We start from the raw sequence: 24,034 nt of genomic DNA, 5'->3' as shown, positions 1-24,034 counted from the left end.
TTCGCACTAAATCAGGTAAGTCTCAAAAGTCCGCAAACGCTTTGTGAGGCCATCATGTAAGCCTCTACCTGCCCACCCAACACCCCACCGCAGCAAGCGCAAGTGGTATCGCCCCCGGCCTCCGCAAGGAGCCGGGGGTTTTGTTTTGGAGATCCAGAAACCCATGTTGACCATCCGCCGCAGCGGCCCCACGCTCGCAGAGATCGCCGCCGACGTGCGCGGCGTGCCTGTCCGTATGGTGCCCTATGCCGCAGCCACAGCGCTCACGCGCTGCGCGCAATACGCGCAGCGTACCGAGCTGCCCGCAGAGATGCGCCGGGTGTTCTCCAGCCCTGTGGCCTACACCCTCAACTCGCTGCGCATTGAGCCGGCGACCAAAGACACATTGAGTGCCCGGGTGATGGTCAAGGACACGGGCACCGCTGGTGGCGTGGCACAAGAGAAGTTCCTGCAGCCCGAGGTCGAGGGCGGCGTGCGCGGACACAAGCGCATGGAGAACGCCATGCGCTACGCGGGCGTGCTGGGCGCTGCGCAGTACGCTATGCCCGGCGCGGGCCTCTCGCTCGACGCCAATGGCAACGTCAAGGGCGCGGAAGTGCGCACCATCCTCAGCGCCCTCAAAAACATCCGTGGCGGCGTGGGCGCCAAGGGCCAGCGCGCCGGCCGGGGCCGCAAGCTCGCCAACGATCTGTTCGCGGGCAAGCCCAACGGCGGCAACCGGCCAGACGGCATCTGGCGCCGCGAGGGCAAGCGCCTGCGCGCGCTGTTCGTCTTCACCACCGATGCACCGGACTACAGCCGCCGCCTGGACTTTTCGGGCGTGGTGCAGCGCGTGGCGCTGGATCGTTTCCGCCCCGAGTTCGGAAAGGCCGTGGCCGCGCTCCAGTCACGCGGAGGGAGCTGGGCATGAGCGCACTCACCCTCGAACAGTGGCGCGAGCGCCTGGCGGGCTACCTCGCGTCCGAGAAGCGCATCCTTGAATCGCAGGAATACGCCGTAGGCCAGGGCGGCACCGCCCGTCGCAACCGCCGCGCGGATCTTGAACAGGTGCAGGCCGGCATCCGCGAGTGCAATGCCGAGATCGCCAAGCTCGAAAACTCCGCAACCCCCCGCACCCGGCGCGTATTCACTCTGCGCCCGTACTAAGCCATGCGCACCAATCCCATCGACCGCGCCATCGCAGCGGTAGCGCCAGCCTGGGCGGTCAAGCGCGTGCAGGCCCGCGTGCAGCTCGCGGCAGTGTCGGCTCTGCCAGACCCCGTACCGACCCCCACGCCTGTACAGGCATCAGACGACAGCACAGGCGGTGGCAATGCGCCCGGCATCGTGCGACGGTTCTGGAACGCCGTGGCCCGCGACGCACGCAGCGACACCCTGCGCAAGTTGCCCACACAGCGCGCCCAATCGCGCGAGCTGGCCCGTACCTCCCCCATTGCAGTAGGCGCCATCAACACCAATGTCGATCGCGTGGTGGGCACCGGCTTGGCACTCAGCTGTCAACCCGCCTTGCAGGCCCTGGGCTGGACGCCCGAGCAGGCCATCGAGTGGAAGGCCCTGGTGCAGCGCGAATTCAGCCTTTGGGCCGACAGCACCGATTGCGACATCGAGCAGCAGCTCAACTTCTACCAGTTGCAGGCCCTGGTCCTGCGCTCCACGCTGGAGAGCGGCGATTGCTTCACCTTGCTGCCGGATGGCGCCCGCACTGCTAACCAGCCCTATGCTCTGCGCCTGCAAGTGCTGGAGGCCGACCGCGTGGGCAACCCCCTGGGCCAGCTCGACACAGCCACCATTGCGGGCGGCGTGAAGCTGGCGCCCAGCGGCGCGCCTGTGGCGTACCACGTTTACAACCAGCATCCCGGCAGCTTCCTGCCCGCAGCGGGCAGCAGCATCTTCGCGGGGCAATGGGTGGAACGTCTGGGCAGCAGCGGTCGCCGCCGCATGTTGCACCACTTCCGCAAGCTGCGCCCCGGCATGCCGCGCGGCCTGCCGTACCTCGCGCCCATCATCGACTGCATCAAGCAGATCTCGCGCTACACCGAAGCCGAGATCATGGCCGCAGTCATCACGGCCTACCTCACGGTATTCATCGAGACGCCCACGGGCAATGCTGCCCCCGTCTTCGACGGCCAGCCCGCCGTGGCGCAGCAGCAGGACGTGGGGCTGGGCATGGGCAGCGTGGTGGGACTGGCGCCCGGCGAAAAGCCGCACTTCGTCAATCCCGGCCGACCCAACCCCAACTTCGGCCCGTTCATCGACGCCGTGATCAAGCAGATGGGCATCGCCTTGGGCCTGCCCTACGAGCTGCTGGTCAAGCAGTTCAACGCCAGCTATTCGGCAAGCAAGGCCGCCCTGCTGGATGCATGGGTTTACTTCCGCAGCGTGCGCTACTGGCTGTCGCAGAGCTTCTGCCAGCCCGTATTCGAGACCTGGATGGCCGAGGCAGTAGCCATCGGCCGCGTGCCCGCCCTCGGCTTTTTCGCCGACCCCATCCTGCGCTGGGCCTACACCCGCGCCGCATGGCCCGGCGACAGCATGGGCAGCATCAACCCCAAGGACGAAGTAGCCGCGTATGTGGCCGCCATCGAGGGCCGCCTGCTCACCCGCGAGCGTGCGGAGTGGGAGCTGTTCGGCAGCGACTGGAACGACACCTACACGCAGAAGCTCATGGAGCACGAGCGGCTTAAGAAGGACGGCATGCAGCCAACGCCGAAGGCGGGGGCAGCCGCGCCCGCAAAAGAGCCCGCTGAGCCCGACACCACCGAGGACGCGGCATGACGGAGAAGACCATTTCTGCAGAACAGGTGGCGATCCTGGCTGATCGCGTCGATACCCTCATTGCCAATCACTCCAAGATCGAGGGGCTGATCCTGGGCATCAGCACCCAGCAGAGCACCCTGAGCGGCAACCTTGCCGTCTACCAAGAACGCCTTGCCGCGCTCGATGTGGGGCAGAAGCGCCTGTTCCAGCTGTCGGACGAGCACGGCTCCTCCATCGACCACATCACCACGGACGTGAGGGTGCACAGCTGGACGTGGAAGCTGGTCGGCATTGCTGCCATGTCGTCACTGGGCCTGGTCGGCTGGGCCTTCGGCGAGCTGCGCGCCCTGCAGGCGGCAGACAACCGCCACGAAAACCGCCTCGCAATCCTTGAGTTCGTGGTCGGCGGGCGGTCCGCTCCGACCCCCAAGCAGCCTGAAGGCCCAAAGCCATGACCCTCCTTGAACTGATCACCGGCGTGTGGGCCATCGAGCCCGACAAACTGCGCGAGATCCAGGCCATCTACGCCACCCACTTGCGTGGCGAGAAGATCGATATCGCGGCGCTGGAGGCCCGCCTAGGCCGCCCGCTTGCCAACGAACAGCAGGCCTACACGGTAGAGCCTGGGGGCGTGGCGGTGCTGCGCATGTCGGGCGTGATCGCGCCGAAGGCCAACCTCTTCATGCAAGTCAGCGGCGGGTTGAGCACGCAGATGGCGACCAAGCAGCTGGAGAGCGCGCTGGCTGACCAGCGGGTCCGCTCCATCGTGTTAGCCATCGACAGCCCTGGAGGTAACGTCATCGGCACGCCAGAGATGGCAGCGGCCGTGCGCGAGATGGCGACGATCAAGCCCATCATCACGCACAGCGATGGCACCCTAGGCAGCGCCGCCTATTGGATCGGCAGCGCGGCCAACGCGGTGTACCTCAGCGGCCCAGTGGTGCAGGCCGGCAGCATCGGCATCGTCGTGGACCGCAGCTACAACCCAGCTGCCAGCACGCGCGAGGAAAGCATCGTCGCGGGCCGCTACAAGCGCCTGTCCAGATCCAACGAGCCACTCAGCGACGAGGCCCGCGCAATCGTCCAGGCCGATGTGGACTACGTCTACTCACTGTTTGTGGATCAGGTCGCCGCCTTCCGTGGCACCACGTCCGAAAAAGTTCTGGAGCGTATGGCCGATGGCCGTGTGTTCCGAGGCCAGCAGGCCATTGATGCGGGGTTGGTGGACGGTGTTCTCACCCTCGACGCATTGGTGGAAAGCATGGCCACCGACCCCGCCCAGTACGCAAACCGCCGCAAGGCGGTTTTTGCTGTGGCGGCCTTCCCGTCCCCAAGCGCCGGTGCTGCGCCCAAAGACAACCACCCACCCCGTGAAAAGGAACCTGTCATGCCTGAAGCTGACAACAAGACCCCCATCACGCGTGCGTCTTTCGAGCAGGACCACGCGCCACTCTTCGCCCAGCTGCGCGGCGAATTCACCGCCCTCGGCGCCACGCAAGAGCGCGAACGCATCCAGGCCGTTTTGGCCGTGGGTGAAGGCCTGCCAGGCCACGAGAAGCTGCTTGCCACCCTGGCATTCGACGGCAAGACCACGGCCGCCGACGCCAGCATGGCCGTGCTCGCCGCTGAAAAGCAGCAGCGCGCTGCCGCAGCCAATGCGCACGCAGCCGATGCACCGCCCGCTGCCAAGCCCAGCGCTACGCCGCCCGACCAAGGCGCAAAGACCAAGGAGCAACAGGTCGCCGAAGCCCAGGCTCATGCCAAGACCAAGGGCATCGACCTGGTGGCCGCCCTCAAGGAACTCGGCTTCGCGTCCTGACGCGTAACCGCTCCAAAACCCTCAACTCTTGGAGAACGCAATGTCTTCTGGAAATCTCTCTCTCCTAACGCTGACCGTGGCAGCGGCGGGCGCCCTGAACCCGTGCCGCTTCATCACGCAGGCTGGCTCCTACCCCGCCGCTGGTGGCGCGGCCTTCGGCGTAACCCGCACCAGCGCAGCCGCCGCAGGCGACTTGGTGCCCACCGATGTGCTGGGCACCGCCATCGTGGAAACCGGCGCAGCCGTCACGAAGGACGCCGCCTTGATGGTGGACGCAACGGGCCGTGCGGTGCCACTCACGGTGGGCAGCAAGTCGCCCGTCGCGCGGGCCATGGAACCCGCAGCCGGCGAAGGCGCCTTCATCGAGGTGCTGCTGGTGCCCAGCGCCGGCCTCGTGTCGGCAGCGTCCTGATCGGCGCATCCCCCACCTCTCAACTTCAGGAGCATTTACATGCCACAAGCAACCCCCGGTCAGGCACGCGTCATTGACCCCATTCTCACCGCCATTGCGCGCGGCTACCGCAGCCCGAAAGCTGCTGTTGCCAATGTTCTGTTTCCCATCATCCCGGTCGGCCTGCGCGGTGGTCGCATCATCAGCTTTGGTCCCGACGACTTCAAACTGGTGAACACCGCTCGCGCGCCTGGTGCCAATACCAAGCGTGTGCAGTTCGGCTACGCCAGCGACCCTTATGCGCTCGTGGACCACCGTCTTGAAGGTGTTGCACCCAACGAAATCCAGGAAGAGGCCAGCAACGGCCCCGGCATTGACGTGTCGAGCGGCGCTGTGCGCCGTGTGCAGAACACCATGGCGTTGGAACGAGAAAAAATGGCGGCTGACCTGGCGCGCGACGATGCGCGCTACGCCTCTTCCAACAAGGAGACCCTGAGCGGCACCAGCCAATGGAGCCACGCCAGCAGCGACCCCTTCACCGACATCATGGACGCGAAGGAAGTGATCCGGTCCAAGACCGGTGAAAAGCCCAATGTGCTCACGCTTGGCCCCAAGGTGCTGACGGCAGTGCGTACCCACCCCAAGGTGCTCGACCGCCTCAGTACCGCCACGGACCGCCCGCCTGCGACCATCCAGCAGCTGCAAGCCCTGTTCGAGCTGCAGCAGATTGTCGAAGGCGAAGCGGTTTACCACGATGGCAACCAGTTTCAGGACGTTTGGGGCAAGGACGCGATTCTGGCGTACACCACCCCGGCCAGCATGCAGGAGATGGGTTCCCCAAGCTACGGGTACACCTACCAGCTGGAAGGCCGCCCAATGGTGGAAGAAGGCTACGAAGATCGTAACGCCAACAGCTGGATTTATCCGGTGACCGACGCCTATCAGCCTGTGCTGCCTGGCGCGACGGCGGGCTTCCTGTTCAAGAACGCGGCGGCCTGATCATGGCACGGTACACAGCACTCACCCCCATCAAGCACGATGGGAAGCGCTATGCCGTGGGCGCCTCTATCGACCTGACCAAGGCCGAGGCCGACGCGCTGCCGCACGGCGCTGTCGACCAGCCTCGCACGGAGGAGTCCGCGGCCGCTCGCAAGGCAGCCGAAAAGGCCGAGGCCGAACGCAAGGCGGCCGAGAAAGCCGAAGCCGAGCGCAAGGCCCAGGAGGAAGCGGAAGCGGCAAAGAAGGCTGAATCCGAGCGCCACCAAGCCGAGATGGCCGAGATGGAGCGCAAGGCCGCTGAGCAGAAGGCCGCCGACAGCGCACAAGGCAACGACTCTACGCAAGGCTGATTACCGCCATGCTGGATCTCGAAGAAGACATGGCCGCCGTGTTCTACGGCTCCGACTTCGCCACCACCTTCACGCGCCAGCGGCCCCTGGTCGCTGATGTGGAGGTGCTGGCGATCTTCGGCGTGCTCGACGAAGAAGCCCTGGATGGCCGCGCCATCGCCGCATCCCGCATGGTGCGCATGCCCTCAACGCAGGACGTGCGCGCCGATGATGTGCTGGTGGCGGTGCATGCGATCCCGGGGCAGAACGTCGCAGCCGGTGCCCGGTTTCGCGTGCTGGACAACCCCCAGCGCGTGAATGATGGCGCGGAGATGGAGGCGCTGCTGGGCAGCGTGTCGGCATGAGTGCCCTCAAGCCTGACACCCTGCCAGAGGGCGTCCCATTCCTGGCTGGCGCCGCAGTCATTGACGCGTTGAAGAGCGCAGCCGATCTGACTGGCGCCAAGATCCTCGACAACCCAGCTCGCGCAAGCGATCTGTCGGAAGGCGAGCGAATCATCTTCTTTGAGGACCAGACCGACAAGCTGCTCGAACAGCCTTCGCAACGGCAGTACCGCACCTATGGTTTTTCAATTGGGGTCATCAGCCGCAGCGTGGAGGCAAGGCGCGCAGCGCATCGGGACTATCGAGCTGTGAAGCGTGTCCTGCGCAGCCTCTCGATGCCGGCCATCACCCAGGCCGGGATCGAAATCGCCAAGTCGGGCATCCGGGAGGGCGAAGTTCGCTACCGCTTGGAAAACATCGATGTGGGGGGCAGCCTCGTGCTGGGTCTCTTCACGCTCGACTACCGCGACCCCCTTTAGTCCGACATACCCGCAATCAACGGCCCGCAGATGCGGGCCATTCTTTTTCTAGGAGTTGAACATGGCAAACGAACTCGCAAAAGCGATTCTCGGCTCGGGCGGCGTACGCTTGAATCTTTACGATTTCGTCGCTCAAAAATATGTGGGCCTCGGCGACCTGCTTGAAGCCGACAAGTTTGAGATCACGCCCGATGCCGAACTGAAGCGGAAGACGTCCAAAAGCCGTAGTCGCTACGGCCAGAACATTGCTTCTGCGGCAATCGCCAAACCCACCAAGATCGCCATCACGTTGTCTGGGCTTTCCGCTGCGGCTTTGGCAATGCAATACCAGGGCACGCTTTCACAGGAAGCCCAAGGGGCCGGCACGCTGACCGACGTAACCGTAGTGGCCAAGCTCGACAAGTGGGTCAGCATCGGCAAGCGCAACATCGTTGAAACAGGCTTTGCCGTTGCACCAGCTGCAGGTGGTACCGCGTTTGAGAAGGACACCGACTACGTCGTGGATTACGCCAACGGCCGCATCAAGGTGTTGAGTGCAGGGGCCATCGATGCAGATGCGGAGCTGGACATCACGGGAACCTTCTTGGCCTACAACGGGCTGCTCGTCCGTGGCGGCACCCGAGCGCAAATTCGCGCTCAGGTGCTGTTTGAAGGTGAAAACCAGGTGGACGGCCAATACGTGGAAGTCGAAGCCTACGAAGCGGTCTTCATGTCCAACAAGGGCTTTGACTGGCTGGCCGATGATTTCAACGGCATCGAGCTGGAAGGCGAACTGAACGTTCCTGAAGGCAAGACCGAGCCTTACACCATCCGCATGCCGAACGTCGAGGCCTGATCGGTCAACGCCGTCCAGACGTCTGTACGGCACCCATCAGCACCAGCACGGGCCATCCCACCACCACGGTGGCGATGGCCCCGCCACCAAGCGCCATCAGGCGCTCCGAATCCACCAGCAGGCCCAGCAGGGCCAGCGGAATGCCCGCGCCCGCCAGGGCAATGCACCACACCAAACCCTTCATCTGATCCTCCAACATGGCCGGTCCCAAGATCAAATACGACATCGAAGCCGCCGTCAAGGGCGCGCCCGATGCCGACGCGCTTGCCAAGACGCTGCGCGGGGTCGCCGACGTGCTAGAGGGCGATCTACAACAAGGCGCACTGGCGGCCGCGCAATCGCTGGAAGCGCTGGCGTCCAAGCAACGTGCCGTCGAGGCCTTCGGTGCGCTGAAGCGCGAAACAGCCGATCTGGAAGCCGCGCTCACCAAGGCCACGGCCCAAGTGGACCGCCTCGGCAACGAACTGCCGCAGGCGACGACCAATACCCAGCAGCTCAGCGCCGCTGAGCGCGCCGCTGCCGCCGCGCTGGAGCAAGCCCGTGTCACCCTGCAGAGCAAGCGCGATGCGCTGCGCGCGGTACGCGAAGAAACGCAGGGATCAGCTCGCCGGTCGGAGGAATACCGGGCGACGGTCAACGGGCTGAAAGAGGGCATCAAAGCCGCAACGGCCGAGGTGCGGGCGCAGCAGACAGCCTTGCGCGCAACGGAACAAGAGACGAAGCGCGCGCAGAACGCCGAAGCGGCACTGCGCAAGGAATACGACCTGGCTATCGGCTCCTCGGTGCGCCTGAGCACCGAGCTGGGCAACAAGCGCCGCGCGCTCTCCGAGACGCGCGAGATCATGCAGGCGGTCGGCATTAGCGCCAGCAACCTGGTGCAGGCCGAGGCTGGGCTGCGCAGCGCTGTCGCGCAGGTGCGGCAGGAAGTGGCCGCCCTGGCACCTGCCTACCAGCAAGCCGCCTCTGCATCCACACAGTCCACCCAGGTCCAGGCCCAAAACCAGAGGTCGCTACGCGAGGGCATGACCTCCATCAGCACGCAGCTGGCGCGCATCCAGCAGGTGGCAACGGTGGCGCTGGGCGGCAGCTACGTGGGCGGCCTTGCCAAGTCGGTGGCAGAGACCGCCGACGAATTCCGCAACCTCGAAGCCCGCGTGAAACTTGCGACGGGCGAAGGGCCGCTGTTCCAGGCGGCGTTTGACGGCGTCACGCAGGTGGCGCTGCGCACCAACAGCGCGCTCGATGAAACCGGCACGCTGTTTGCCCGGCTGACCAAGGCCGGTAAGGAAGCGGGCCAATCAGCCCAGGTCGCGCAAGACAACGCGCTGCGCCTCACTGAGACGATCAACCAAGCCATCCAGCTATCCGGGGGGTCGGCCGACTCCGCCAAGGCTGCGATCACCCAGCTCATTCAAGGCCTGCAATCGGGCGTGCTGCGTGGCGAGGAGTTCAACTCCGTCATGGAACAGGCGCCCCGTCTGGCACAGGCGCTGGCGAACGGCCTGGGTGTCACGACCGGAGAGCTGCGCAACTTGGCAGGGCAGGGCGCCTTGACTGCCGAGATCGTGATGAGGGCCCTTCGCGGCCAAGCCGATGTGGTGGCGAACGAGTTCTCCAAACTCCCCCCCACCGTGGGCCGCGCGCTGCAGAACCTCACCACGCAATGGACCCTGTATGTGGGTCAATCCGACAACGGCCTCGTCAGCAGCGCCAACGCGGCCAAGGTGATCAACGCCCTGGCGGCCAATCTGGACACGCTGGTGTCCACGCTCAGCACCGCCGGCAAGCTGTGGGCGGCCATGAAGATCGCCGGACTGGCTGCAGACTTTGGCGCCTGGGCGCTCAAGACCCTCTCGGCCACGGCAGCAGTCGAGAAGAACACGCTCGCCGTCGCTGCAAACACCACCGCGCAGGCCGGCAACGCCGCCGCACACGCCGCCAACACCGCTGCGCAGGCGGCCAATATCGCGGCAACAAACGCATCCACCGCAGCGCGCACGGCCAATGCCGCTTCCTGGGCCTCCATCGCCACGTTCACCGGGCAGGCCACTAAGGCCACGACCGCAGCCACGGCCGCTGCTGTTGCCAACACAGCGGCAGTAGGCGCCAAGTCTGCGGCGTTCGGTGTGCTGGGCGGTGCGGTTCGCGGTGTGACTGCGTTGCTCGGCGGGCCGGTGGGCTTGATCGCCACGGTGGTGCTTTTCAATGGAGAGATCAAGCGCGGCGCCACATCTGTCTTCGAGTGGGCCATGGGGTTCACCGAGGCGGGCAAGACCCTCAAGCGGTATGAGGATCAACAGCGTGCGGCCACAGCGGCAGTAGCCCGCGATACCGAGGCACGCAAGGCCCAGGCCTTGGCCCTCCAGCTGCAGAACGACAAACTTTTGGAAGCGCGCAACCGCGCCGCCGATCTGACCAAAGAGAGCGTGGGCCTGATTGCAGAGTTCGACAAGCTCCGTACCTCTGGCGATTCAGCCGCTGACGCAGTGGGCAAGATCGGCAAGGACTTCGACCTCTCGAACTCTCCAGGCATCCGCACCGCATCCGCCGTGCTCGACAAGCTGCTTGCGGACGGAAAGCTCACTGCCACCGAGTTCCAGGCCGCATGGGCGAAGGCGCTGGACGGGCAAGACCTTGCCACGTTCGAAGTGCTCGCGCGGAACGCCTTCGCTGCGGCAGCGCAGGACGCGAAGAAGCTGCAGGACCAGCTCCAGCAGGCCATTGCCAACGGCGCATCTGAGCAGGTGCTGAAAGACCTGGAGGAGCGCATCAAGGGCGCCCTCGCTGCGGCAGGCCGCGAATCCGAGCGTGTGTCCGCCATGATGGACAACGTGCTGCGCGAGGCGGTCAAGCGCACAGGGCTGGAGTTCACTCAGCTGCAGGGCAACATCGGCGCGGCGTCGCGCAGCGCGTTGAACGACCTCGATGTCGTCATTGGTGGCCTTGATCGCCTAAAGGCCCAAGGCGTGGATGCCGGGCGCGTCCTCGCCGCCAGCTTCTCGCAGGCGATCAACACCGCAGACAGCCAGAAGGCCCTGGACGAAGTTCGCGCGCGTATTGAGCAGGTGCGCAGGGCGCTGGGCGACAAGGTTGCCGATGGCCTCTTGGACCAGGCGAAGCAGAAGGCCGAAGAACTGAAGGTCGCGCTCGATCAGGCCACCCCGGGCATTACCAGCGTGGCCGAGGCCATGAAGCGCCTGGGCCTGGAGTCAACTGCCAGCCTGCAGCGCACCGCCAGCGAAGCGCGGGAAGCGTACGCAGTGATCGCCCAGGCCGGCGCGCAAGAAGGGGAGTCTTACATCGCCTGGCAGCGCCGCAAAGAGCTTGCCGCTCTCGCAATGATCCAGCGCGCGGTAGAAGCGAACCGGGGCATCGTGGACGCGAACATCGCGGCACAGGCAGCCGCAGCAGGGCTCAAAGTAGAGGTGGACCAGAGCGGCCGCACCATCGTGCGCTCGATGCGCGATGCAGAGGAGGCTACGCACCGTGTTGGCCGTGCGGCGGGTGGTGCAGCCGGTGGCTACCGCGATATGGCGGGCGCTGCGGCGCAGGCGGCAGCCAATGCCAAAGCACTGCAGGCCATCCATGACCGCAACCGCCTGGACGGCGACGAGGACAAATACACGGTCGGCAACGGCAAAGACCTGGTTGGCAATACGCGTGACATTCGCTACGCGTCCGTGAACGACACCGACATCAACCAGCAGATCGTTGCCCGGTACGGTGAAGAAGCCCTGAACAGCCCGCTGGCACGCAAGGCGTGGGAGCTTCGCCTGCAGCTGCAGGCCTACCAAAAGAACTACGGAAACATGCGCAGCAAGCAGAGCTTGCTGGAGCAACGCAACATCGCCGCCGAGCTGGAGCGTGTGGAGCGCGAGTTGGATGCAACCCTGCGCAAAGCCGACAGCCCTGACGACGGTGAAACGCGCACCGGAACCGATGGACGCAAGGGCCGCCGAGCTGGTCGCGACGAGGCGCGCACGGAGGACCGTCGCAGCCAAGGCGGTGGCGCACCGCGCAGCAGCGGCGTGCCAGTGCACCTCCATTTCAACGGTCAAAACCTGGGCGTGGTGAACACCGATCCCACGGGCCGGGCCGCACTGGAAAAGTTCATGAACGCGCTTGCTGACAGCAACGGCGTCTCTGGGCGATAGGCAAACACACATGGCAATCACCCTCACAAAAGACTCCACCATCCTGGAGCTGCCGGAAGACCTCCTGTGGGTCAACGAATTCCGCTGGTCGGCCGTATCGCAGGCCACGGAGCGCAGCCTCACGGGCGCGTTGCTCATCGACGTAACGCCCCGCGTCGGCGGCCGACTGATCACGCTGGCGGGCGGCGTGGACTACGCATGGTTTGAGCGGTCCGGTCTCGAAACGCTGTACGCCTGGGCCGCATTGCCAGAGCAGCAGTTCACGCTGACTCACAACGGCGTGGCGCGCACCGTCATCTTCGACCACGGCACCGCCGAAGAGAGCAACGCCATCAAGCAAGTCGAGCCCGTGATCGATTACAGCGACCCCGAGCCTGATGACTACTACTGCAGCCTTGAGCTGAATTTTCTGGAGAAGTAACCCATGCCACTACTCGCTGGCGATATACGCCTCGCGCGCTCGGCCAACATGGCTGACGTGCCCGAAGGCGGCGGGCCGCCCTCGGCCCAGTTGCTCACATCGGGCCGTTCGAACGAGATTTTCCCGGACATCTCCGAAGAGACTCGCACTGTGGGCCGCGTGGAGATCTATCAGATCTTCGGCCTGCTGCGCAACACGGACCGGGCCGCACTGTTGGGCTCCAACGTCATCTTGGCGCAGCCACCCGCAGACCCGAACGTGAGCGTGACGCTGCTCTCGCTTAAAGACCCGTTCGCCACGCGCGCCGATATCGCCCGGCGCATCGAGGCGGGCATGTCGCCCGGTACCGAGTGGTCGGGCTACTTGTTGGAAAACCACTTCGTCACCATGCGCAGCGTCACGCTGCTGCAGCGCCCCGGCATGAAGCCGCCCATCATCGGCCGCACCTATGTGCTGGTGTACCTCGAAGGCCAGGCGGGCGAGCGGCGCCAGCGCATCAAGGTGAAATCCACCGCGACCGAAACCCGGATCTTCACCGAGATCGTGGGGAATGCGCTTGTTGACTTCGAAGCTCAGGTAACCACCTGCGAGCTATTCGACGGGCTCCTGTACGACTTTCCAGGCTCACCACCATCGCGCACTTATGCGCGCCAGTCAACCAAGACCGCGCTGCGTGAGACCGTCTACAGCGATACCGGCATGTTCTACGGCGCGGGCCGCTTGACGGCCGCCACGGAGATCGCCGATAGCTGGATCAATGTTGACAGCATCACAACGCAGATAGTGCCCAACAGCCGCACCGAGTCCGCGACGGTGGACCAGCGCCCCAGCGCGCGGCAGCTGATCACGTTGGCGACGGCGCCGCGCAAGGTCGAGGTCGGCATCACGCCGCACACCAAGCGCGTGAAGATCGGCGAAGAGAACGTGGGTCAGATCTACGTGGACCAGCTTCGCCCGCTGCCCGAGCCTAACACGCTGTTCATCGACTACTGGTCGATGGGTACCCGCTACACGATCACCGACGATGGCACGGGCCGCCTTGTAGGCGCTGGCGGCGGCGCGGTCAGCTACCTCACGGGCGCCGTGAACTACACGCTCAAGTTCCTGCCCGATATCGGCAGCGACATCACGCTGACCCACGGCACCCGTCTGGCGTACACCGACCGCAGCGCGCAGGGCGCCCAGGTGCGCGCCCCGGAGTTCGCTTTCATGATCGAGAGCGAAGGCGAGTTCGACCGGCTCATCCCAGGCTCTCTGAACGTGAAGTACCCCAGCGGTGGCGTGCTGCGCACCGTGACCGACAACGGCACAGGCGCCCTCGCAGGGGCTGCCACGGGCGTCGTGGACTACCCCAGCCGCAGTGTGCTGCTGCGCCCCACGCTGATGCCCGATGCCGGCGCCGAGCTGCAGATCGAGTGCGAGGTGGACGCCCTGGTCACCGAGAACCTTGCGCCAGGCGCGCCCGACGCGGGCGGGTTCATCACCCTCACGCTCGCCCAGCAACCAGCTGCCGGAACCCTGGCTGTTTCGTGGGTGACCGCGCGCAACACCAGCAACACAGCCGGGGCCAAGCTCACCACCACCACCGCAACCAAGAAAACGGACGTGACTTACACGATCCGCAGCGTGCCTGAGTACTACGAGCCATCGTCCAACGGTGGCGGCGTTGTGAACTGGCCCCGGTCGGATTGAGAGGAGTAAATAGATGGCTATCAGATACGTTCAGCGCCCGTTCACGATCAAGACGACGAACGGCAACTCGGCGACAGACTCCGAGGAAACCGGAACCACTGCGGACGGGCGCATCGTTGCATCGCGCACGGTCACAGACGATGGTGCTGGCGGGCTTGCCAACGGCATGGGCAGCGTCAACTACGTCGGCAAGACGGTGTCGCTCAAGGTGGTGTCTTTCGACCGTAGCACCTCGGCATACAAGAGCGACTACGACGACGCCAAGGAATTCGAGCGCACCGTCACTGACGGAGAGGCAAGCAGCAACACCAATGCCCGTAAGGGCGGTGAGTACAGCACGGCATCGGTAGGCGAAGAGATGCTGGCAGCATCCAGCGTCGTCGCGCGCTACCGCGTGGGCGCCAGCGCGCCGGCCGCACGCAGCCAGGCGCTGGAGATGCCTCCCATGGCCATTGACCTGGCGCCGTACACGACGGATTCCATCGTGCCGGGCTCGGTGCTGTTTCGCTGGATGGGCCAGCTCTATTCGGACTTCGAGGGCGTCATCTACCGGGACCGCACCGACCTATCTGCGGGCATTGCAAGCGGGCGGGTGGACTACGCCAGCGGCATCGCCACCATGACCGATTGGGTTGTGGGCGGCACTGGCCCCACGGACTTCCAGCTGCTGAGCCTGTGGACGCAAAAGGGGCAGTGGAGCACCGCGTCGCTGTTCTTCGCCACCGATATGGCGCCGCTGCGCCCAGGCCCTGGCGGCTTTGTGCTCTCTGTGGTGGACCTGCGCGGCGATACGCTGACCGCCAACGTTGACAACCAAGGCAACATCACCGGCGCGCACATGCGGGGCAAGGTCGAATTCAGCCGGGGCGGTGTTGAGCTGCAGTTCGGGGACTTCGTGCTCGACTCTGACCTGACCGCCGCCGACAAGGCCGAGTGGTGGTACAGCGCGGCCGATGTGGGGGCGGTGCAGGCGGGCAAGATTTGGCGGCCTTGGCCCGTGGACCCGACCACGCTGCGCTACTCGGCCGTGAGCTTCATTTACCTTCCTGTCGACATCAGCTTGATGGGCTTGGATCCTGCCGCACTGCCGGCTGACGGGCGCGTGGCGTACGCCCGCCCGGGCGACCTGTGCGTCATCGGGGTAATGCACGGCGGCGTGGCGTTCGTGCCTACTGTGGGGCAGGTCTACAGCCTGGGCGTTGAGCGCTTGTCGTTCGCCCAGGTCATTGACGCGACCACGCAGGCAGAGATTTTCACGGGCTACACCGCAGACCTCGACGCGGGAACCGTCACGTTCACCGACCTCACTGGCTACCCGTCCGGGGGCGTGAAGGTGCTCGGCCGAACCGAGGTGTACCGCCAGATCGCAGAAGTGCGCATCGACGGCAGGGTGCGCCTCACCCAGCCGGTGGGCTACGCCTTCCCGATGGGAGCCGTGTTCTCCACCGCCTTGCGCTTTGGAGACCGCTTCGCACGCGTGAGCCGGGTCTATGACCAGGCGAGCTGGAATGGCACCACCTGGTATGACGGCGTGGACCCCAGCAAGGGGGAGGCACTCGCCACCTTTGCAAACGGGCAGCACCCCGTCGTCGTGACCAATCGGGGGGCAATCACCGAGCGTTGGGCGCTGCGCTTCCGCTCTGACGGCCAGACGTTTGACTTGATCGGCCAGCACCTTGGTCAAATTGCCAGCGGCACCATCAACGCGGATTTCTCACCTACGCACATCGCGGCGGGTGCCCCGTACATGACCGTTCCGTCGGCAGGCTGGGGGTCCGGCTGGGTCAGCGGCAATGTGCTCTTCATTGACACGATTGGCGCTGAGGCGCCGATTGACTGCGTGCGTTGCACACAGCCGGGCTCACCGGCAGGCATTGATGACAGCGCTTGGCTGGTGCAGCGGGGCGACGTGGCTCGCGATCCTGGCAGCAGCTTCGACTAAACCCATTTTGAATCCAAGAGGAGCCACTTCATGGCATACAGCTACCCAGTCAAATGGATCACCAACACCATGCGCGGTGCGCCGCAGATCAGCGGCACCGCGGGCACTTTCATTGGCGCACTTGACGCCTTTTTGCTAACTGGTTGGGGCACCGCGACCGCGACCAGTGTCTCGATCAGCGGCGGCGTGGGGACAGCGATCTTCCCAGAGGGGACCTACTTTGAGGAGCATGCCGTCGTGTTGTTCGCGGGCGCTACGACCCCCGCAGCATTGAATGGCGAGGCCCGTGTGCTTTCGCGGACGAACAACTCCATCACGTTTGAAACCAACGCGCCGGATGGTGTTGCTACCACGGGGACGGCCATCACCGTGAAATACGCGCCGGTAGGCAGTTGGGCGAAGCCATTCCAGGGGGCCAATCTGGCGGCATACAAGAGCAGCGACGTGCAGTCCAGCGGCTTCACTCTGCGTGTGGACGACACGGGAACCATGACCGCTCGCTTGGTCGGGTACGAGTCGATGACAGACATCAATACAGGCTCAGGTGCTTTCCCGACCGCAGCCGTGATTCCTGGCGGGGGTACGTTTCACAAATCAAACGTTGCGAGTGCTGCGGCGGTCCGATATCTGCTCGTCGCCGACTCGCGCGCAATGCTTTGGGCTGTAGAGCCTGGCACCGCTTCGAATAGCGCGTACCGGTCCTCAAATGTGCGCGGGTTTGGTGAAGGGCTCGCGCTTTCGCCCTCTGGCGACCCGTGGTCCACCTTCCTGTCCTGCCCGGTGGGCGTCAACACTTTCAACAACGGCGCGCTGTCGGGTGGTCCGGAATCCTCAAGCGGAGGATTCACCGTTTGTGCGCGGGGCTTCTCGGGTCTAGGCACTGCCGTTTACCTGTCGGCCAGCCCATTCACTGGCGCTTCAGCTGGCGTGTCAGGCGCCGATGTGCTCTTGGGTTCGGCGCCTTCTCCAGTGGACGGGAAAGTAAGGCTCAGTCGCCTGTATCTCCGTACTACAGTCAATCAGGACGGCCCCCGGGCACTTGTTCCAGGCGTCGCCTACGTGCCCCACAGCGGCATGCTCTCGCTGTGCTCGCCGGGAGACGTGCTGCCAGGGTCGGGTGACTGGATAGGGCGCCGGCTGATGGCGGTGGGAATCTCGTCTGTCTTAGCTGCTGCCCCCACAGGGATAGCATTCATCGACATCTCTGGGCCGTGGAGATAGCCCAATGGCTGCGCATCAATCCTGGCGCCTATCGTTCGCACGGTCCAACGGGGGGACCTTCATTGAACTCACCGAGGTTGCATTCATTAATGAGGCCGGAGTAGATGTTTCGGTTGGAGGTGTTGCTGGAGCGAGCAGCATTTTCAGCAGTTCATATCTTGCGGCGAACGCGTTCGACAAGAATACGGGCACGAGCTGGAGCACCGCATTCAACGACTTTCCGGCTAGGCTCTGGTACACGTTCCCGGCTGCTGTAGACGTGCGCGCAGTACGCATCAGGTGCTCAGGTTCAAACGCCTACCTCCCGACCAGCCTCAGCGACATTCGCGTTTCTGTGTCTGACGATGGCGGCGCGACATGGACCAGCAGCTTCGCCTATGGCATCGCGCTAACTTCGGGGAGTATTTCAGCCGGAACCGAGTTTGAGTTCTCAGTGGCTTCGGTGGACCCGGCCAGCGTGGGTCTGTTGCTTCCTTTACCAAGCTACGCACAGGGTCGCGCAGCGACGCTCTACTCGGGGCAGCTCTTGGTTCCTCGTCTGTCGACGCTTCGCCAGGACTTTCGACATCGGGCTTCTTCCACGGGGCAGATCACCGACCGTGTGATGTTTAAGGCCACGCCCAGTTCGCCGGAATCGCCGTTCGCGATGGGCCGTGTGTGGCTACTGCGCTTGGCAGACGGCTACAAGGCGTGGGAAGGCTGGAGCGATGCAGCGGGCTACTACACGGCCACAGGTCTGGAGCTTGGTGTTGACTACATCGCCGTGGGCATCGACCCCAACCAGAACCACAAGGCCACGGGCGCAGGCCCGGTGCGGGCCGTGGAGGCAGCATGATTGCCATCTCGACAGCTCACCGGGCAGCGCGCAATCAGGCCAGTATTGACCTGGCGAACGTTGGCGGCGCCTCCACGATCAAGCTTTACAGCGAGCAGGGGGGGGCGCTGCTGGCCGTTCGTACCCTGGCGCAGCCCTGCGGCACGATTACGGCCGAAGGGCGGATTCAGCTGATGCCAGCCGCGACCAATGATCTGGTGGGGGCCACGGGCACGCCCACCTGGGCCGAGTGGTGCAACGGCGCGGGCGTAGCTATCGCTGGCGGTGCTGTGACCGATGAGGCGGGCGCAGGCCCCTTCAAGCTGGCTGGTACCGGCACCATGATCATTTACGAGGGTGGCGTGGTCACCCTTGCGTCGCCATCTCTGCTGGGGTAACGATGTGGACATTGACGGCAAGCTTGTCTTCACCACCCCTGCTGATGGCTCGGGCCGCTTGGTCTTCGGCGAGCAGGGCGGTGGGGAGGTCATACCGGATGCGGTGTTTACGGTCGACGGTGATTTCCCCGGTCTCGGTACTCTCACGCTTCGCGCAGGCACTTGTCTCGGCATTGACGCAGAGTTGCCCGGGCTGGACGGCACCATCGAGCTTACTTGGGATGCCAATGTCAGCCGCGGCATGCGAGCCGAGGTGCAAACTTGCTGGCAAGAGGCGCGGCCCATCGCAGCAGGGCATGCTGCGGCCTGGCAGGTGGGCCAGCCGGTGCGCGCCGCTGTCGCTGCAAGCTGGCAGCAGGGCCAGCGCATGGCCGCCGCTGTTGATACCCGGTGGCAACAAAGCGAGCGCCTACGCGCTGCTATTGCATCCGCTTGGCAAGAGGGGACTCGGCTGCGCAACGCCGTCGTCTCCAGCTGGCAAGAGAGTCATCGCGTGCGCGCTGCGGCGGGCTTCGCGTGGCAGGAAGGCGTGCAGCGCCGTGGCGCAGTGCTCGGGTCGTGGGAAGAAACCTTGCGCCTGCGCGCGTCGGTGGTTTCGCACTGGCAGCCAGGCGCGCCCGTGCGGCGTGCGGCGGTGGCACGTTGGAGCGATGGTGTGCACATCCGGCAAGTGCTGCGCACCCGTTGGCAGGAGGGTCGGCGTCCGACGGCAGGGTTCACATCAGACCCCGTTGATCCGCCCGAGGAGCCTTGCTACGACCCCGCCACCGTTGGGCGGCTGGTGTTCACAGACCTATGGCAGGGCGACGGGCGCCTGGTCTTTGTGTGCCAGCGGCCGGGTCAGGTCCAACCGCCAGCAACCGTCATCGTTCCAGTCCGAAGGGTGTACATGACCATCAACAACGTCAACTTGGCACGCGCTGATGGCGAGCCCATCCCTGCAACAGCGTTCGGGATGTCCCTGGATGTGGACTCGTGGACGTGGCAATGGAGCGCCGCTCTGCACGGCAGGGCGCTCCCGCTCATCACACCCGGCCCGGGTGGCGAGCCTGTGCAGGTGATCGCCACCATCAACGGTGCGCCCTACCGCCTACTGGCCGAGAGCTACAGCCGCGAGCGGCGGTTTGGCAAGACGACTATTAACGTCAAGGGTCGCGGCATCACGGCCCTGTTGGATGCGCCATATTCCCCGGCCCTGAACCATGGCAACAGCTTGGCACGCACGGCGCACCAGCTCATGGGTGAGGTGCTCACGCTCAACGGCGTGCCCTTCGGTTGGGACGTGGATTGGCAGATGACCGACTGGCTGGTTCCCGGGGGCCTCTGGACGCACCAGGGCTCTTTCATGTCCGCCCTTGTCGATATCGCCGGGGCAGCGGGCGGCTACATCCAGCCGCACGACACCGAGCAGACGGTGATCGCGCTGCCGCGCTATCCAGCGGCGCCGTGGGAGTGGAGCGGACTGACGCCGGCCTTTGAGCTGCCCAGCTCGTCCGTCAGTGTTGAGGGCATTGAGTGGCTGCGCAAGGCCACCTACGACCGCGTGTTTGTGTCCGGCGTGGCTGACGGCATTGAGGGGCGCATCAAGCGCGCGGGCACTGCCGGTACGCTGGTGGCCCCCAGCATCACGCACCCGCTTATCACCGACATGGAGGCGGCCCGGCAGCGCGGCATTGCCGAGCTGGGCAACACCGGAGTGCAGGCCCATATCAGCCTGCGCTTGCCGGTGCTGGAGACCACGGGCGTCATCAAGCCGGGCGCGCTGATCCGGTACGTGGACGGCTCGACCACGCATCTGGGCTACGTGCGGGCTACGTCCCTGGAGTGGTCATCGCCCATGCTGCGCCAGGTGCTGTCCGTCGAAACCCACCCGGAGTGATGCTATGAAAAACCCCGTCGCACTTTTCAAGGAAATCTTCCCGGACGCGCCGCTGTTGATCGGCGAGGTGATCGCCAGCGCTGATGGCCTGTCCACGGTAGAGCTGCAGGACGGGGGCATTGCCCAAGTGCGCGGCGAGGCCCCGCCAGGCCAGCGCGTGTTTGTGCGCGACGGCGTGATCGAGAGCACCGCGCCTGCGCTCCCCGTGGTCGAGATCGAGATCTAACGCCACATCCACCGCAACCCATCCGCGCCCGCCCGTGGCAACACAGGCGGGCTTTTTGTTGTCCGTTCAAACCTGATTGGAGAAATCATGAACCCCATGAAACGCTGGCGTTGGTGGGCAGTGCTTGCGCTGCCGCTGCTGGTCATCGCAGTGAACAGCTTCGGGCCAGATGGCTGGCGAGAGCCCGTGGTCAAGTTGATCTGGCTGTCGTGGACGGCGCTTTGCGTGGCGCTGGCGCACAGCGCGCGCAAGGCGCTTTTTGACTACGCACACGGGCGCGAAGCCTGGCTGAAAGCGATGGAGCATCCCGTGGGCGCTGGGCTCGCTTTCCTCGGCCTTTGCTTCGTATCGGGCGTGCTCGTGCTGGCTTTTGTGGGCTTTGCCCGAGCGCAGCCCGTGCCGGCGCCAGCGCAGGCCCTTGCGCCGCTGGTGGTGCAGGAGATCGAGCGGCACTGGCCGGCCGTGCCCAGGCGCAGCTACATCGGCGCATTGATCGAGAAAGAGAGCTGCATTGCGTTAACGCACCGCACTTGCTGGAGCACCGCGGCTCGGCTGAAGACCGGCCGAGAGGAGGGCGCCGGCCTGGGGCAGATCACACGGGCCTGGGACGCGTCGGGCGCTTTGCGCTTTGACGCTCTCGCTGAGACCGTTGCCATGGACCCACGGGCCCTGCAGGAACTGACCTGGGACAACGTGTACACCCGCGCAGATCTCGGTGTAAGGGCCGTGCTGGTCAAGCTCCGCGACTGCCACACGCGCTTCGAGCGCCTCGGTCTGCGGGACGACATGGTGCGCCTCGCGTTCTGTGACGCCGCCTACAACGGCGGACTGGGGGGTGTACAGCAAGAGCGCAAGCTGTGCGCACTGACGGCAGGGTGCGACCCCGACCAATGGTTCGGGCACGTGGAGCACCACAGCAACAAGAGCCGCACAAAGTGGCAAGGCTACGGCGCCAGCGCCTTCGACATTAACCGCGCCCACGTGCGTGCCACGGTGCTGCTGGAACCCAGGCGCTGGCGGTATGCCGAATGGCTGGGGGTCTGAGCGTGATCGACAAGATCAAAGCCTACGGCTTCCAGGCCCTTGCGCTGGCCCTGCTGGTGCTGTCGGCCTATCTCGGATTCAGGCTCTATGACGCCCGGCTCGATGCCGAGAAGGCGCGCGGCACGCTGTCAGTCGAGAAAGCCTCTCGCGCCCAGGAAAACACCGAACGCATGCGTGTGGCTCTGGACGATGCCCGCGCGACCTTCCGTCGAAACGAAATCCACGCACGCAATCAACAGGAGATCGCCGATGCTCATGCAAAACAAGAACGTGCCCGGGCTGCTGCTCTGGCTGCTGCCGCTGCTGATGGTCAGCGCCTGCGCGACCAAATCCGAGAGTTCGCCGCCGCCTGTGGTGGGGGAGAAGCCCAAAGCGTCGCAGCTGCCATCATCGATTGTCGAGATCGAGCCGCCACCCTCGGGGAGCTATACGACGAAGCTGACCGACAGGCGGAAGAGTTCGCAGGCGCGGCTGAAAAGCATGCCGACGAGATCCGCACCCTCAAGCGGGTCGTCGGTAACGACCGGGCGCTGACTGAATGAGCGTGTCGGCAAGCTCGGCTCCCAAAGGCCGCAAAGCCGGCCGCCGCAAACAACAGCGCTTGCGGCACGAACTGCGCGAGCGGCAGCGGGAGATCGAGGAGCGAGCCTCCCGATCCGCTGCATTCCGCGATGACGATGCGCCGCCGCCGCGTATCGACTGAACAAAAAGAACGAGGCGACCGCCTGGGTGCTACGAACACCCGGACGGCCACCAAGACCACTGAACACGCCAGTGAGCCCAGCCAAGGCCCCGCCCACCTGTACAGGCCGGGGCAGTGTATCAATACCCTGGAGCCCAACATGGCAACACCCATCATCCCGTGGATCGGCGGCAAACGACGCCTGGCCGACATCATCATCCCGCGCTTCCCGGCGCATTCTTGTTACGTGGAGGTCTTTGCCGGTGGCGCCGCGCTGTACTTTTTGCGCCAGCCTGCCGAGTGCGAGGTCATCAACGACGTCAACGGCGAGCTGGTCAACCTGTACCGTGTCGTGCAGCGGCACCTCGAGGAGTTCGTGCGCCAGTTCAAATGGGCGCTCAGCAGCCGCGAGGTGTTTAAGTGGCTGCAGATCACCCGCCCTGAGACGCTGACCGACATTGAGCGGGCTGCGCGGTTCTACTACCTACAGCACCAGGCTTTTGGTGGTCGCGTACAGGGTCAGACCTGGGGTACGGCCACCACTACCCCGGCGCCCACCGTCAACCTCCTGCGCCTCGAGGAAGACCTCAGCGCCGCCCACATGCGGCTGCACGGGGCGTATATCGAGCGCCTAGACTGGCAGGAGTGCATCAAGCGCTACGACCGTGCCCATACGCTGTTTTACTTGGACCCCCCCTACTGGGAAACCGAGGGTTATGGCGTGCCCTTCGAATGGAGTCAGTACGAAGAGATGGCACGTCTCATGCGCGAAATCAAGGGCAAAGCAGTGCTTAGCATCAATGATCATCCTGCTATTCGCGAGTGCTTCGCGGATCTCCAGATGGACGCGGTACCGATCACATACCAGGTAGGAGGCGGCGGAAACAGTGCGAATCGCATGGAACTGATCATCTACAGCTGGGACCGCGAAGCGGAGCCCGCGCAACTGTTCTAGCCCTGCGCCGTGCGGACAGGCGGCAACAGCCGTTGACTTCACGCCGGCCTAGAGCGTCACTAGTGCCACATGAACGATGGCGCAACCAAGCGAGTGTTTCCGGAGTTTGCCTTTAAGTGAGCGGCATCATCCGGATTTGACCGCTTTGACGTTAAGCCACTAGTACCATTGCAACCTTTCAAGGAGTCGGCTGTACTCCGTAGCCACACGTTGAAAACGAGCTTGGTTTCCGCCGAAGAGCCCGGCCTTGAGCGGTTCCCACGCGGCCCCCTCAGCCTTCGCTTCCTCTATCAAGGTATTAAATGGGCTAGAAGTTCGCCGTTTCCAGCCAAATCTTCCTATGGGTCCCCATGGGTTTCGCTCTTTAAGGAGATTTATATCGGCTACGGAGAGTGCAAACAATATTTCAAAGGTATCAAATGCCGATTCATAATTTTTTCCAATAAATAGAATGTCGTCAATTTGCGGCTGGACAAGTTTGAAAAGATACTCGCTTAGTGGAGTGTACTGGCGCTCGTGTCCTGGGACATGTTTCCATAGTTCGGCAATGTTATTTTCTGCCATGCTCCTTCCCAGTGCTTCCACTAGTACCGAACTTTGTCCGTAGCTGTGTGAAATTTGCACGGGTGCTTGAAAAATCGCTGCAAGGCTGT

General features: G+C 64.5%; 25 protein-coding genes. 23 read left to right on the top strand and 2 right to left on the bottom strand.

Annotated elements, in window-relative coordinates; translation table 11 throughout:
* Positions 1 to 163 precede the first annotated feature (163 nt).
* From MRY84_RS08455 to MRY84_RS08405, 11 genes are all read left to right on the top strand, one after another.
* On the top strand, positions 164 to 910 hold the full coding sequence (locus MRY84_RS08455; RefSeq protein WP_291505287.1) for a hypothetical protein: 747 nt from the start codon (positions 164 to 166) through the stop codon (positions 908 to 910).
* Positions 907 to 1,146, top strand: coding sequence for a hypothetical protein (locus MRY84_RS08450; protein ID WP_291505286.1), 240 nt, complete (start codon positions 907 to 909; stop codon positions 1,144 to 1,146). The genes MRY84_RS08455 and MRY84_RS08450 overlap by 4 nt, the downstream gene beginning before the upstream one ends.
* Before the next feature lie 3 nt (positions 1,147 to 1,149).
* Positions 1,150 to 2,775 carry a phage portal protein gene (locus MRY84_RS08445; protein ID WP_291505285.1) on the top strand — a complete coding sequence of 542 codons (1,626 nt, stop codon included), beginning with the start codon at positions 1,150 to 1,152 and terminating at the stop codon, positions 2,773 to 2,775.
* The gene (locus MRY84_RS08440; protein WP_291505284.1) at positions 2,772 to 3,212 is read left to right on the top strand and encodes a hypothetical protein; all 441 of its coding nucleotides are present in this window, start codon (positions 2,772 to 2,774) and stop codon (positions 3,210 to 3,212) included. The genes MRY84_RS08445 and MRY84_RS08440 overlap by 4 nt, the downstream gene beginning before the upstream one ends.
* On the top strand, positions 3,209 to 4,576 hold the full coding sequence (locus MRY84_RS08435; protein WP_291505283.1) for a S49 family peptidase: 1,368 nt from the start codon (positions 3,209 to 3,211) through the stop codon (positions 4,574 to 4,576). The genes MRY84_RS08440 and MRY84_RS08435 overlap by 4 nt, the downstream gene beginning before the upstream one ends.
* 40 nt (positions 4,577 to 4,616) lie before the next feature.
* Positions 4,617 to 4,988 carry a DUF2190 family protein gene (locus tag MRY84_RS08430; RefSeq protein WP_291505282.1) on the top strand — a complete coding sequence of 124 codons (372 nt, stop codon included), beginning with the start codon at positions 4,617 to 4,619 and terminating at the stop codon, positions 4,986 to 4,988.
* A 39-nt stretch (positions 4,989 to 5,027) separates the two neighbouring features.
* Positions 5,028 to 5,966 (top strand): major capsid protein, encoded by a 939-nt coding sequence (locus MRY84_RS08425; RefSeq protein WP_291505281.1) that lies wholly within the window; start codon positions 5,028 to 5,030, stop codon positions 5,964 to 5,966.
* 2 nt (positions 5,967 to 5,968) lie between these two features.
* Positions 5,969 to 6,316 (top strand): hypothetical protein, encoded by a 348-nt coding sequence (locus tag MRY84_RS08420; protein ID WP_291505280.1) that lies wholly within the window; start codon positions 5,969 to 5,971, stop codon positions 6,314 to 6,316.
* Between the two features lie 8 nt (positions 6,317 to 6,324).
* Positions 6,325 to 6,660: a hypothetical protein gene (locus tag MRY84_RS08415; protein ID WP_291505279.1), complete on the top strand. Its 336-nt coding sequence runs from the start codon at positions 6,325 to 6,327 to the stop codon at positions 6,658 to 6,660.
* Entirely contained in the window at positions 6,657 to 7,118 is a 462-nt protein-coding gene (locus tag MRY84_RS08410; protein WP_291505278.1) for a hypothetical protein, read from the top strand. Before MRY84_RS08415 ends, MRY84_RS08410 begins: the two co-directional genes overlap by 4 nt.
* Positions 7,119 to 7,179: 61 nt before the next feature.
* A complete protein-coding gene (locus MRY84_RS08405) occupies positions 7,180 to 7,953 on the top strand; it encodes a hypothetical protein (RefSeq protein ID WP_291505277.1) in 774 nt (257 codons plus the stop codon).
* A gap of 4 nt (positions 7,954 to 7,957) precedes the next feature.
* On the opposite strand, the gene MRY84_RS08400 is transcribed toward MRY84_RS08405, so the two are convergent.
* Positions 7,958 to 8,152: a hypothetical protein gene (locus tag MRY84_RS08400; protein WP_291505276.1), complete on the bottom strand. Its 195-nt coding sequence runs from the start codon at positions 8,150 to 8,152 to the stop codon at positions 7,958 to 7,960.
* On the opposite strand from MRY84_RS08400, the gene MRY84_RS08395 reads away from it, so the two are divergent.
* From MRY84_RS08395 to MRY84_RS08340, 12 genes are all read left to right on the top strand, one after another.
* Positions 8,151 to 12,107, top strand: a complete 3,957-nt coding sequence (locus MRY84_RS08395) for a tape measure protein (RefSeq protein ID WP_291505275.1) — start codon at positions 8,151 to 8,153, stop codon at positions 12,105 to 12,107. The genes MRY84_RS08400 and MRY84_RS08395 overlap by 2 nt on opposite strands.
* Before the next feature lie 10 nt (positions 12,108 to 12,117).
* Positions 12,118 to 12,528 carry a hypothetical protein gene (locus tag MRY84_RS08390; RefSeq protein ID WP_291505274.1) on the top strand — a complete coding sequence of 137 codons (411 nt, stop codon included), beginning with the start codon at positions 12,118 to 12,120 and terminating at the stop codon, positions 12,526 to 12,528.
* A gap of 3 nt (positions 12,529 to 12,531) precedes the next feature.
* Entirely contained in the window at positions 12,532 to 14,220 is a 1,689-nt protein-coding gene (locus tag MRY84_RS08385; RefSeq protein ID WP_291505273.1) for a hypothetical protein, read from the top strand.
* A gap of 13 nt (positions 14,221 to 14,233) precedes the next feature.
* Positions 14,234 to 16,162 carry a hypothetical protein gene (locus MRY84_RS08380; protein ID WP_291505272.1) on the top strand — a complete coding sequence of 643 codons (1,929 nt, stop codon included), beginning with the start codon at positions 14,234 to 14,236 and terminating at the stop codon, positions 16,160 to 16,162.
* A 30-nt stretch (positions 16,163 to 16,192) separates the two neighbouring features.
* Complete coding sequence (locus MRY84_RS08375; RefSeq protein ID WP_291505271.1) at positions 16,193 to 17,383, top strand: hypothetical protein; 1,191 nt, start codon at positions 16,193 to 16,195, stop codon at positions 17,381 to 17,383.
* 4 nt (positions 17,384 to 17,387) lie between these two features.
* Positions 17,388 to 18,218 (top strand): discoidin domain-containing protein, encoded by an 831-nt coding sequence (locus MRY84_RS08370; RefSeq protein WP_291505270.1) that lies wholly within the window; start codon positions 17,388 to 17,390, stop codon positions 18,216 to 18,218.
* Positions 18,215 to 18,595, top strand: a complete 381-nt coding sequence (locus MRY84_RS08365; RefSeq protein ID WP_291505269.1) for a hypothetical protein — start codon at positions 18,215 to 18,217, stop codon at positions 18,593 to 18,595. The genes MRY84_RS08370 and MRY84_RS08365 overlap by 4 nt, the downstream gene beginning before the upstream one ends.
* Positions 18,570 to 20,474 (top strand): hypothetical protein, encoded by a 1,905-nt coding sequence (locus tag MRY84_RS08360; protein ID WP_291505268.1) that lies wholly within the window; start codon positions 18,570 to 18,572, stop codon positions 20,472 to 20,474. Before MRY84_RS08365 ends, MRY84_RS08360 begins: the two co-directional genes overlap by 26 nt.
* Before the next feature lie 4 nt (positions 20,475 to 20,478).
* On the top strand, positions 20,479 to 20,700 hold the full coding sequence (locus MRY84_RS08355; protein WP_291505267.1) for a hypothetical protein: 222 nt from the start codon (positions 20,479 to 20,481) through the stop codon (positions 20,698 to 20,700).
* 87 nt (positions 20,701 to 20,787) lie between these two features.
* Positions 20,788 to 21,744, top strand: coding sequence for a hypothetical protein (locus tag MRY84_RS08350; RefSeq protein ID WP_291505266.1), 957 nt, complete (start codon positions 20,788 to 20,790; stop codon positions 21,742 to 21,744).
* A 2-nt stretch (positions 21,745 to 21,746) separates the two neighbouring features.
* Positions 21,747 to 22,286, top strand: a complete 540-nt coding sequence (locus MRY84_RS08345; protein ID WP_291505265.1) for a hypothetical protein — start codon at positions 21,747 to 21,749, stop codon at positions 22,284 to 22,286.
* 300 nt (positions 22,287 to 22,586) lie between these two features.
* Positions 22,587 to 23,381: a DNA adenine methylase gene (locus tag MRY84_RS08340; RefSeq protein WP_291505264.1), complete on the top strand. Its 795-nt coding sequence runs from the start codon at positions 22,587 to 22,589 to the stop codon at positions 23,379 to 23,381.
* Between the two features lie 159 nt (positions 23,382 to 23,540).
* On the opposite strand, the gene MRY84_RS08335 is transcribed toward MRY84_RS08340, so the two are convergent.
* The coding region (locus MRY84_RS08335; protein ID WP_291505263.1) for a hypothetical protein at positions 23,541 to 24,034 on the bottom strand (494 nt) is incomplete at its 5' end.

This window comes from Acidovorax sp. (genome assembly GCF_022763525.1).
GTDB lineage: Bacteria > Pseudomonadota > Gammaproteobacteria > Burkholderiales > Burkholderiaceae_C > Acidovorax.
The sequence above is the reverse complement of the archived record's forward strand: the minus strand, read 5'-3'. Positions and strand labels throughout refer to the sequence as shown.